This is a genomic window from Azoarcus sp. TTM-91, assembly GCF_012911025.1.
Lineage (GTDB): Bacteria > Pseudomonadota > Gammaproteobacteria > Burkholderiales > Rhodocyclaceae > Azoarcus.
Window position 1 is genome coordinate 1 of the sequence record NZ_WUEI01000135.1, and the last position, 11,157, is coordinate 11,157.

General features: G+C 65.6%; 10 protein-coding genes and 1 pseudogene. 8 read left to right on the forward strand and 3 right to left on the reverse strand.

Annotation, left to right across the window (positions count from 1 at the left end; all coding sequences use genetic code 11):
* Positions 1-61 precede the first annotated feature (61 nt).
* Positions 62-513, forward strand: a pseudogene (locus GRF61_RS21410) (DUF4142 domain-containing protein).
* Between the two features lie 120 nt (positions 514-633).
* On the opposite strand, the gene GRF61_RS21415 reads toward GRF61_RS21410, so the two are convergent.
* Both GRF61_RS21415 and GRF61_RS21420 read right to left on the reverse strand, forming a co-directional pair.
* Complete coding sequence (locus GRF61_RS21415) at positions 634-1,143, reverse strand: CinA family protein (RefSeq protein ID WP_169152654.1); 510 nt, start codon at positions 1,141-1,143, stop codon at positions 634-636.
* 68 nt (positions 1,144-1,211) lie between these two features.
* Positions 1,212-1,718, reverse strand: coding sequence for a hypothetical protein (locus tag GRF61_RS21420; RefSeq protein WP_169152655.1), 507 nt, complete (start codon positions 1,716-1,718; stop codon positions 1,212-1,214).
* A 140-nt stretch (positions 1,719-1,858) separates the two neighbouring features.
* Here GRF61_RS21420 and GRF61_RS21425 point away from each other — a divergent pair, with 140 nt between their 5' ends.
* The 5 genes from GRF61_RS21425 to GRF61_RS21445 all read left to right on the forward strand — a co-directional run bounded on the left by GRF61_RS21425 (position 1,859) and on the right by GRF61_RS21445 (position 6,164).
* Positions 1,859-3,172: an NAD(P)H-binding protein gene (locus GRF61_RS21425; RefSeq protein ID WP_169152656.1), complete on the forward strand. Its 1,314-nt coding sequence runs from the start codon at positions 1,859-1,861 to the stop codon at positions 3,170-3,172.
* Entirely contained in the window at positions 3,154-3,618 is a 465-nt protein-coding gene (locus tag GRF61_RS21430; protein WP_169152657.1) for a DUF2269 domain-containing protein, read from the forward strand. Before GRF61_RS21425 ends, GRF61_RS21430 begins: the two co-directional genes overlap by 19 nt.
* 312 nt (positions 3,619-3,930) lie before the next feature.
* The gene (locus tag GRF61_RS21435; protein ID WP_169152658.1) at positions 3,931-4,479 is read left to right on the forward strand and encodes a hypothetical protein; all 549 of its coding nucleotides are present in this window, start codon (positions 3,931-3,933) and stop codon (positions 4,477-4,479) included.
* A 9-nt stretch (positions 4,480-4,488) separates the two neighbouring features.
* Positions 4,489-4,716, forward strand: coding sequence for a hypothetical protein (locus GRF61_RS21440; protein WP_169152659.1), 228 nt, complete (start codon positions 4,489-4,491; stop codon positions 4,714-4,716).
* A gap of 353 nt (positions 4,717-5,069) precedes the next feature.
* The gene (locus GRF61_RS21445) at positions 5,070-6,164 is read left to right on the forward strand and encodes a RelA/SpoT domain-containing protein (RefSeq protein ID WP_169152660.1); all 1,095 of its coding nucleotides are present in this window, start codon (positions 5,070-5,072) and stop codon (positions 6,162-6,164) included.
* Positions 6,165-6,647: 483 nt separating this feature from the next.
* Here GRF61_RS21445 and GRF61_RS21450 read toward each other — a convergent pair whose 3' ends face one another.
* Entirely contained in the window at positions 6,648-6,872 is a 225-nt protein-coding gene (locus GRF61_RS21450; RefSeq protein WP_169152661.1) for a helix-turn-helix transcriptional regulator, read from the reverse strand.
* A gap of 409 nt (positions 6,873-7,281) precedes the next feature.
* On the opposite strand from GRF61_RS21450, the gene prpC reads away from it, so the two are divergent.
* Entirely contained in the window at positions 7,282-8,436 is a 1,155-nt protein-coding gene (gene prpC / locus GRF61_RS21455) for a 2-methylcitrate synthase (protein ID WP_169152662.1), read from the forward strand.
* 160 nt (positions 8,437-8,596) lie between these two features.
* The coding region (gene acnD, locus GRF61_RS21460) for a Fe/S-dependent 2-methylisocitrate dehydratase AcnD (protein WP_169152663.1) at positions 8,597-11,157 on the forward strand (2,561 nt) is incomplete at its 3' end.

Sequence of the window (11,157 nt, forward strand, 5' to 3'; positions counted from 1 at the left end):
CGGCATGCCCGCCGCCGGCGAAACCAACATCCCCGACCGCCTCTTCATCAAGCTCGCCGCCATGGGCAACTTCGGCGAAGCGGAAGCCGGCCGGCTCGCCATCGCCCGTTCCTCCGACCCCCGGGTGCAGGCCTTTGCCCGCCAGATGGTGGAAGACCACTCCGCCACCCGCGCCAAGCTGGAGAACCTCGCCCGCGAGCGCGGCCTCCGGCCCCGGCGATGCCACAGCCCGACCAGGTGGAAGCGAAGAAGCGCCTGGAATCCCTCTCCGGCACCGCCTTCAACACCGAATATCTGGCGGTGCAACTGGCTGACCACCAGAAGACCGCGCACCTGCTGGAATGGGAAATCAACGCCGGCCAGGACCCCGCCGTGCAGCAACTGGCGAAGGACGCGCTGCCGGTGGTGCTGGAACACCTGCGCCAGGTCCAGGCCCTGATCGCCGAAACCAGCGGCGCTCCGCCCCAGGGCCTGGCCGCGGCGTCGCCCGTGATGCCGGCGAACAGGAGGTGAGTCCGGGGCGATGACTTCGGAGGCGCCCGCTTCCCCAAGGCGCACTTCCCCCCTTCGTGGGGGAGGGCCTGGGAGAGGGCGCCCCCTCAGGGGGCGGCATCACATCCGGCCCGCCGGCCCTCACTCCGGCGCTGCGACCGACGCCAGCTGCTCGTAGTAGTGCGGCACCCGCAGCAGCGCATAGACCGCGCCGGCTTCCCGTACCGCATTGCGGTCGCCGTCGAAGCGGCGGGTTTCGGTGAAGACGGCGACCTGGTCCAGCCGCTGGTGGGTCTGGAAGGCCCAGGCGTAGCACTGGGTGCCGGCCGGGGTGCCGCCGCCGCTGTCGTCGGCCACGCCGGTGTTGGAGATGGCGAGGTTGGCGCGGCTGTTGCGCAGGGCGCCCAGGGCCATCTCGCGGGCCACTTCCTCGCTGGTGAGGCCGTACTGGCGGATGGTTTCCTCCTTTACACCCAGGCAGTGCTGCTTGGCGCTTTCCGAGTAGGCGACGAAGGCGCAGTCCAGCAGGTGGCCGGCGCCCGGCACGTCGGCCAGGTGCGAGGCGATCAGCCCGGCGGTGCAGGATTCGGCGGTCACCAGCAGCAATTCGTGCCGGGTCATGAAATGCGCGGTGGCGGTAATGGTGTTCATGGCTTGCTCCCTCTTGTGCCCGGGCGGAGGCCCGGCACCGGTCTCCAGGGCCGGCTTGCACCGGAGGGTCAGCAAGCCATGTGCCGCGAGTCGCGGCGGCGCAGCAGGCGCGGCAGGGCGAGGCCCAGGCCGAACAGCAGATAGACCGCTGCCAGCGGTCCGGGGGCAAGGCGGCGTTCGAAGCCGGGCGTGAGCCGCTGGGGCGTGAGTTTCAGATCCACCAGGCAGGCCAGCGCCGCCACGCCCAGGCCGGCGACGACCACCGTGGCCGTCCCGGGGGCGCGGCGCTCCGGCCGGTTGCCGGCGGCTGCGCGCTCCAGCGTTTTCTCGTACACCACCGCCCACAGTACCGACATGGCGTGGTGGATGGCGTAGCCCGGGAGCGAATATCGCATGGAGGCCTCCTGTTGATGCAGGGCGGCCTCCCGCCACAGCCAGTGGCTCACCGCGTTGACCGGCGCCAGCGTGCTCGCGCAGTCGCGCCGGCCACCCCAGGCCAGCGCCACCAGGGAAGCGAGGCTGGCGCTGCTGCCGGCGGCGAGGCTGCGCACGAGGAGGGGAGTCTGTTCTTCCATGGCGGGCTCCTGTGTTCTGGAAAAAGGCTGGGACAGCGGCCCGGCGGGCAGCGCTCACCTTGCACCTGACGGCGGCGGGCCGCTGTAAGAAAGTGCGGTCTTCCTCCCTACGCCCCGCCGGGTATTGCCGGGAGCACGGCATGAAGATACTGATGACCGGAGCAAGCGGCTTTCTCGGCAGCCACATCCTGGACCGCCTGCTGGCGGACGGCCACACCGTACGGGCGGTCGTGCGCGACCCGCAGCGCGCCGCCGCCCGCCGGGGCCGTGCCGCGGCGGCATCGCTGGAGTGGATGCGGCTGGACTTTGCCCAGGCGCTGACACCGGACGACTGGCTGCCCGCGCTGCGCGACATGGACGCGGTGGTGAACGCGGTAGGCATCCTCCGCGAGCAGGGCGGCCAGACTTTCGACCTGCTGCACCGGCAGGCGCCCTGCGCCCTGTTCGCCGCCTGCGCCGCCAGCGGCGTGAAGCGGGTGCTGCAGATCTCCGCCCTGGGGGCGGACGCCGCCGCCCGCAGCCGCTACCACCTGAGCAAGCGCGCGGCCGACGACTTCCTGCTCTCCCTGCCGCTGCAGGCCACCGTGCTGCAGCCCTCGCTGGTGTATGGGGAAGAGGGCGTCAGCGCCCGCCTGTTCGGCACCCTGGCCTCGCTGCCGCTGGTGCCCCTGCCCGGCGGCGGGCGGCAGCGCGTACAGCCGGTGCATGTGGACGATGTCGCCGAGGCGGTGCGCCGCCTGCTCGAAGGCGTGCCGGCGCCGGCGCGGCTGGAGGTGGTGGGGCCGCGGCCGCTCGGCCTGCGCGACTACCTGGCCATCCTGCGCCGGGCGCTGGGCAACTCCCGCCGCCTGCGCGTGCTGGCGGTGCCGGCGCCGCTGGCGCGCCGGGGCGCCGGCCTGGCCTCGGTGTGGCCAGCCTTGCCGCTGGATGGCGAAACGCTGGCGATGCTGGAGCGTGGCAACACCGGCGATGCCGCCACCTTCACCCGGGTGCTCGGCCGGCCGCCGCGGCCGCCGGAAGAATTCGTGCCGCCGGCGCTGGCCCGGCCGTTGGGCATGGCGGTGCGCCTGGGCTGGCTGCTGCCAGCGCTGCGCACCTCGATAGGCGCGGTGTGGATCTTCACCGGCATCGTCTCGCTGGGCGTGTATCCGGTCGCCAACAGCCTGGAACTGCTCGCCCGCAGCGGCGTGCCGCCCCGCCTGCAGCTCATCGCCCTGTACGGCGCGGCGGTGCTGGACCTGGTGCTGGGCCTGCTCACCTTCATCCGCCGCCGGCGCCGGCTGGTGTGGGCCCTGCAGGCAGCGCTCATCCTCGGCTACACCGCCATCCTCAGCCTCAAGCTGCCCGAGTTCTGGCTGCACCCCTACGGCCCCCTGAGCAAGAACCTGCCCATGCTCGCGGCCATCTGGCTGCTCTACGAAATGGAGGAGAAGGCATGGACTACACGACCCTGAAATGGCTACACATCCTCTCCTCCACGCTGCTGTTCGGCACCGGCATCGGCACCGCCTTCTACCTGCTGCGCGCCAGCCTGGGGCGCGACCCGGTGGTGGTCGCCGCGGTGGCGCGGGAAGTTGTGATCGCGGACTGGCTGTTCACCGCCACCACCGTGATCCTGCAGCCCCTCACCGGCTTCTGGCTGGCCCACAGCGCCGGCTTCCCGCTGGAGAGCCGCTGGCTGGCGTGGTCCTACGGGCTGTACGGCGTGGCGATCGCCTGCTGGCTGCCGGTGCTGCGGATACAGATGGCGCTGCGCGACGAAGCCCAGGCCTCGGCGCGGGACAGACTGGGCCTGTCGCCCCGCTACTGGCGGTTGTTCCGCCTGTGGTTCGCCCTCGGCATCCCCGCCTTCGTCGCCTTCCTGGCGGTGTTCTACCTGATGGTCGCCAAGCCGGCCTGAGCGGCTGCTGCCGCCGCGGCCCGCCTCCACCGGGGGCCGCCCCGGCTTCGATCGCGCTTCGGGTCGCGCGCAGGCACCGCCGGCCTGCTTCCTCGCCCACGGCGGGGAAGGCCGGGGAGAACCGGCCGCCCCGCCCAAAGCGCGATACCCCGGGCCAAGGCCGCGCCGCGGCGCCTCTCGACTCCCACGTCATTGCCAAAAAATTCCTGTGCGCATGCGGTACAAATAACTAGCATGCCCATGCGGTATGGATCTTCGCCGCACACGGCTCCCAACTTTCCTCACACTTCCGTCCAGCAGAAATCCACCTTCATGGCACGCGACATCACGAGCTTTAGCGGTAATACCTGCGTCGTCGGGCGGAGCTGGGCATCGCAGTACAAAATCAAGGGCGACAGGATCAAGTTCTCTGCTCCGGCCTGGTACCAGTACGACCCCGACCAACACCACAGCCCCGGCACCTCCTACTACATCGACATCGCGGAAAGATGCGCCGCCGACCTCGTGGCCGACTTCGGGAAACCTCTCTCGCCCGCCCTCATCCCCGACGAGCGCTTCAACCTCGTCATCCTCGAATTCCTGCCCATCTCTCTCCTGACGGAGCATGGGTGCAGCACCTACAGCAACGCAAAGCGCATCCTCATGACCGGCGGCAGGCTGGAAATCCACTCGGGAAAAGACGTATTGAGGAAAGCCTCCGCGTTCCTCGAAAGCATGTCCTTTTCCGGGATAAGAATGGATGAGCACCACAGGACAATGCGCACCCCCGTCGGCATCATCAAGAAGTACTTCGAGCCAAGCTGGACCAAAGGGGATTTGATCGAGGGCGTGGACGTGAATAAGTTGATTGCGACCAAGTAAGCCAGCGCAATGCTCATCCTCAAGATCATCGTCGGCGCCATCGTAGCCATGGCCGGCTACCTGCTCGCGCGGCGCCTGCTCGACTTCATCGGAATGGAAAACTGGTTCCGGGCGCCGATCTGGAAGAACAGCGTTTCCCAGTTTGGAGAGTTGTTGCTGGCGATTCTTATTGTTGGTGCGGTGGTGCTGTTCAGCGTTGTCGTGGAGTTGATGAGGGTGGGGTCCCAGGCGCTTTGATATGAAGTGCGCCGATTAGCTCGTGTCTCGGATCTCTACAGAAAAATAAGCGAGTGAAATGGAGCTACATGGCATCCGGGAATATCTCGGCGGGCAGTTGGAAGGGAGTTCTCCAGCATATGAAAGGATGAGTTGCCGACGTGTTCCGATGTTTGACCACGCTTTAGTATCTGTTCCTCGGCCAAAGCGCTCATTCGGGTCGCCGTGGTGAATCGTCCGCTACCGGCCAGGAGCGGCCAAAATCCGAGTTGCTCCATAGCTGCCGTAGAATGCTATTGGAAACGTTAAAATTTTCAAAAGTAACAGGGGGCTGTCCTCTATTACTTCTGCTACGTTAGGAGGCCTTGCCCATCTTGGCTCACGAAACTCTCAGATATAGCCGTGCAGCAGTCGATCGTGCAGGTCGAACATTATTGAACAAGGCTCCCGAGCCGGGAGAGCTAGAAGACGCACTCGATGTGTTGGCGAACTGGCGGTCTTCGCATGCTTTTCCTCTCAATACCATCACGATGGATCTTCGCCAAAAAGCGAGACGTGTGCAGCCTGCTGCACTGGTGGTTCAAAGGCTAAAACGTGCCAGATCGATTCTGGCAAAGCTCTCAAAAGAATCGAGTATGCGTTTAACACAAATGCAGGATATCGGTGGGTGCAGAGCAGTCGTGCAGACAATCGATGAAGTTTACACGCTAAGAGATGCTTACAGGCGCAGCAAATCCTTGCATGAGTTTGTCGGCGAGGACAATTACATTGTCGCTCCAAAACGCTCTGGATATCGGAGTGTTCACCTGGTTTTTCGATTCCATAGCCGGAGCCATCCTGAGTACAACAAATTTCTCTTCGAGATACAGCTTCGAACGAGAACGCAGCATTCTTGGGCTACAGCAGTAGAAACAGTTGGTGCTGTTATAGGTCAAGCATTGAAATCAAGTGAAGGCGAGAGGAGCTGGCTTTCCTACTTTCAAAACGCGTCCATAGCTCTCCAATATCTCGAACAACCGAAGGCAGTGGCAACTGATTCCGCTTCACGAGGAAACGTTGCCAGAACCCTATCCGAGCTAGGAAAGACTCTGCAAGTCACAAAGAAGCTCAGCGCCTATCGGACGGCATTGAAGGCAACCGAAAAATTGGATGTCAACAAAGCTGGCTACTTCTTGCTGGTTTTACTACCTGATGAACCAGAGCTTCAGATTTTCGCTTTCTCAAAGCGAAATGCTGACGCCGCGTATCGAGAGTATGAGAAATACGAGCGCCTTCTTCCGCTCTATCCTCGTGGTAAGCAACTTCCACTATTTCCCGATCTGGCAGACTATTCAGGCGCACAAGCAGTGTTGGTTGGCGCGGACTCTCTGAAGTCCATACGTGAGTCGTACCCCAACTACTATCTTGACACTGAGGAGTTTTTAAAAAATATCGAGCGCTTCATTCGGCGCTACCGACATAGCTCCTAACACCAGTCAACCTGGCAACCGAAAGCTGGACACTCTTCGAACGAGCCACCTCGTGCGGTTTCAGGTTGCCTAAAAGTTCCTGAATTTCCGCTTTGGGTCGGTTCCTGTCGACCGAAGGCCGGGAAAGCTGTCGTTCAGTGTTGAAGCAAGCTGGGCGACAGCCGACTGCCTCATAGCCACCACTCCTTCCGCTTACCGTGAACGACGCCAAAGGCCGAAGTGCCGACACTCTTGAGAGTTGCCCTGCTGCTCATATTTCCGCCCGCATTGGCTGCGCTGATTTAGCGGTCCGAGGTATTTGCTCAACAACGCCAGGATGGATCAAATGCAGTAGTAGCTACTTGCTATCCCGTCCACAGCATCCGTTCCAATGAAGGAACCAGTGAGTACCCATTCCCCTTTCACTGTTCAAGGCGGCGGGATATTCAAAAGCGGGCCAGCGTTAAAACGCCCCGGCTTTGCCGTGCCTGAGCAGGCAAGCGCTCAATCCCCAACAGCCCGCGTCAACTCCTCCAACTGCTCCAGGTCCGGGCTGCTCTGACCCGCTTCGGGTGGTGCGGTCCGCCCGGTCATCAGCCACAGGGTGTATTCCGGGAACAGCTTGCAGAGCTGTTCCAGCGTGTCCATGTTCGGTTTGTTGCGGCCGTTGTAGATGGGGCTCCAGGCACCCTTGGTGATGCCGGTGGCCTCTTCGAGCTGGGAGAACATTCCCCGCCGGTTGTATCTACATTCAATAATCCTGCGTGAGCTTTGCTGGGTTCCGCTGCGAGCTGCGGTTCATCAGAACGGCGGCTGCCGGCGAGATGCTGCGGGGGGCTGGGTGCATGAACCATGCTGACGCCGGTATTCCCGCCATTTCCTTCCGCCCGTCCTGTCGAGGACGGGCTTTTTCCGTTTTTCGTCATGTTCGCGGTTGGCGTCTCCCGGCTTGAAGGGGCGAGGGCCGCGGGCGGGGCGTCGCTTGCGTGGCGTTTTCGCAGTCTTCGCAAATTCGCAGATTCCGCTTCGCAAAGCTCTGCCTTTTCAATGGCTTGAGGCGTATCCCCTTTCCGTATAGTGGCCGCCATTGCACGCGGGCCTTTCCCGGGCCGCGGGACGATCACCGAAGGAGATGTGCATGTCGACTACCGCCGAAGCCGGCTTCAAGCCGAAGAAATCCGTTGCCCTGTCCGGCGTTGCCGCGGGCAACACCGCGCTGTGCACCGTGGGGAAGACGGGCAACGATCTGCACTACAGGGGTTACGACATCCTGGATATCGCCGAGCGCTGCGAGTTCGAGGAGGTGGCGCATCTGCTGGTGCATGGCAAGTTGCCGAACCGGGCGGAGCTGCGCGCCTACAAGGCCAGGCTGAAGTCCATGCGCGGCCTGCCGGCGAGCGTGAAGGAGGCGCTGGAGCGGTTGCCGGCGTCGGCGCATCCGATGGATGTGATGCGCACCGGCGTGTCCGCTCTGGGCTGTGTGCTGCCGGAGAAGGATGACCACAACCTGGCCGGTGCGCGCGACATCGCCGACCGGCTGATGGCGTCGCTGGGCTCCATGCTGCTGTACTGGTACCACTGGTCCACCAAGGGCCAGCGGATAGGCGTGGAAACCGATGACGATTCCATCGGCGCCCATTTCCTCCACCTGCTGCACGGCGAGAAGCCCTCGGCGCTGTGGGAGCGGGCGATGCACACCTCGCTGATCCTGTACGCGGAGCATGAGTTCAACGCTTCCACCTTCACCGGCCGGGTGATCGCCGGCACCGGCTCGGACATGTATTCCGCCATCACCGGCGCCATCGGCGCGCTGCGCGGGCCCAAGCACGGCGGCGCCAACGAGGTGGCCTTCGAGATCCAGAAGCGCTACGACAGCCCGGACGAGGCGGAGCGCGACATCCGCCGCCGGGTGGAGGAGAAGGAGGTGGTGATCGGCTTCGGCCACCCGGTCTATACGGTGAGCGATCCGCGCAACGAGGTGATCAGGCGGGTGGCGCGCCAGCTTTCGGACGAGGCCGGCTCGACCAAGATGTTCGACATCGCCGCGCGGCTGGAGGCGGTGATGTGGGAGGTGAAGAAGATGTTCCCCAACCTCGATTGGTTCAGCGCGGTGAGCTACCACATGATGGGCGTGCCCACGGCGATGTTCACGCCGCTGTTCGTCATCGCCCGCACCAGCGGCTGGGCGGCGCACATCATCGAGCAGCGCATCGACAACAAGATCATCCGGCCGAGCGCGAATTACGTGGGGCCGGACGATCTGAGCTTCGTGCCGATCGAGGAGCGGGTGTGAGGGCGGGGCTCGCCTTGCCTTGCAGGCAAGGGGATGGGTGTGAGCGGGGCCGCGCAATGCCTCTCTTCTTCCTTGAGAGAAGAGAGGGGGCTGCGGCGCCTGTTCAAACGCCATTCCCCCTTTCCCACAAGGGAAGCGTGAGCATCCAATGAGCACATCCATGAACAAGATCTACCGCAAACCCCTGCCCGGCACTGCCCTGGATTACTTTGACGCCCGCGAGGCGGTGGAAGCGCTGCGCCCCGGCGCCTGGGCGCAGCTGCCCTATACCGCGCGGGTGCATGCCGAGAACCTGGTGCGCCGCTGCGATCCGGCCATCCTGGATGAATGCCTGGCGCAGATCGTGGAGCGCAGGCGCGAGCGGGATTTCCCCTGGTATCCGGTGCGGGTGGTGTGCCACGACATCCTCGGCCAGACCGCGCTGGTGGATCTCGCCGGCCTGCGGGATGCCATCGCCGAGCAGGGCGGCGATCCGGCGGCGGTGAATCCGGTGGTGCCGGTGCAGCTCATCGTGGACCACTCGCTGGCGGTGGAATGCGGCGGCTACGAGCCCGACGCCTTCGCCCGGAACCGCGCCATCGAGGACCGCCGCAACGAGGACCGCTTCCACTTCATCGAATGGACCAAGACGGCCTTCGACAACGTGGATGTCATCCCGGCGGGGAACGGCATCATGCACCAGATCAACCTCGAGAAGATGTCGCCGGTGGTCGCGGTGCAGGACGGCGTCGCCTTCCCCGATACCTGTGTCGGCACCGACAGCCACACGCCGCATGTAGACGCGCTGGGCGTGATCGCGGTGGGCGTCGGCGGGCTTGAGGCGGAGAGCGTGATGCTGGGCCGCGCCTCCTGGATGCGGCTGCCGGACATCGTCGGCGTGGAACTGGCCGGCCGGCCGCGGCCGGGCATCACCGCCACCGACATCGTGCTGGCGCTCACCGAGTTCCTGCGCCAGCAGAAGGTGGTGGGCGCCTACCTGGAATTCCACGGCGAGGGCGCCGCCGCGCTCACCATCGGCGACCGCGCCACCATCGCCAACATGTGCCCGGAATACGGCGCCACCGCCGCACTGTTCTACATCGACCGCCAGACGCTGGACTACCTCACCCTCACCGGCCGCGGCGCGGAGCAGGTGAAGCTGGTGGAAAGCTACGCCAGGGCCGCCGGCTTCTGGGCGGATGCGCTGGCGCAGGCGCGCTACGAGCGCGTGCTGCGCTTCGACCTCTCCAGCGTGGTGCGCAACATGGCCGGCCCCAGCAACCCGCACCGCCGCCTGCCGGTGTCCGCGCTGAAGGAGCGCGGCATCGCGGTGGACCTGGACAAGGCGCGGAAACAGGAAGCCGCCGGCCTGATGCCGGACGGCGCGGTGATCATCGCCGCCATCACCAGCTGTACCAACACCAGCAACCCGCGCAACGTCATCGCCGCCGCGCTGCTGGCGCGCAACGCCAACCGCCTCGGCCTGGTGCGCAAGCCCTGGGTGAAGACCTCGCTGGCGCCCGGCTCCAGGGCGGTGCAGCTCTACCTGGAGGAGGCCGGCCTGCTGAGCGAGCTGGAGCAGCTGGGCTTCGGCATCGTCGCCTTCGCCTGCACCACCTGCAACGGCATGAGCGGCGCACTGGCGCCGCACATCCAGCAGGAGATCGTGGCGCGCGACCTCTATGCCACCGCGGTGCTCTCCGGCAACCGCAACTTCGACGGCCGCATCCACCCCTACGCCCGCCAGGCCTTCCTCGCCTCGCCGCCGCTGGTGGTGGCCTACGCCATCGCCGGCACCATGCGCTTCGACATCGAGCAGGACGTGCTGGGCGTGGCCGAGGGCCGCGAGATCCGCCTGCGTGACATCTGGCCCGACGACGAGGAGATAGACGCCATCGTCGCCCGCGCGGTGCGGCCGGAGCAGTTCCAGCGGGTGTACCTACCGATGTTCGAGCGCAAGGCCACGCAGCGCGCCGCCTCGCCGCTGTACGACTGGCGGCCTCGGAGCACCTACATCCGCCGCCCGCCGTACTGGGCCACGGAAGGCGAGGGCGCGCTGGCCGGCGAGCGCACGCTGCGCGGCATGCGGCCGCTGGCGGTGCTGCCGGACAACATCACCACCGACCACCTCTCCCCCTCCAACGCCATCCTGGCCGACTCGGCGGCGGGCGAATACCTGGCGCGCATGGGCGTGCCGGAGGAAGACTTCAACTCCTACGCCACCCACCGTGGCGACCACCTCACCGCCCAGCGCGCCACCTTCGCCAACCCCAAGCTGTTCAACGAGATGGTGCGCAATCCCGATGGCAGCGTGCGCCAGGGCTCGCTGGCACGGGTGGAGCCGGAGGGCGAGGTGATGCGCATGTGGGAGGCCATCGAAACCTACATGAAGCGCCGCCAGCCGCTCATCATCATCGCCGGCGCCGACTACGGCCAGGGCTCCAGCCGCGACTGGGCGGCCAAGGGCGTGCGCCTGGCCGGCGTGGAGGCCATCGTCGCCGAAGGCTTCGAGCGCATCCACCGCACCAACCTGATCGGCATGGGCGTGCTGCCGCTGGAATTCCAGCCCGGCACCACCCGGCTGACGCTGGGCATAGACGGCAGCGAGACCTTCGACGTGCTGGGGGAACGCCGCCCGCGGGCCGAGCTGACGCTGGTGATCCGCCGGCGGAGCGGCAAGGCGCTGGAGGTGCCGGTGATCTGCCGGCTGGACACCGCGGAGGAGGTGTCCATCTACGAGGC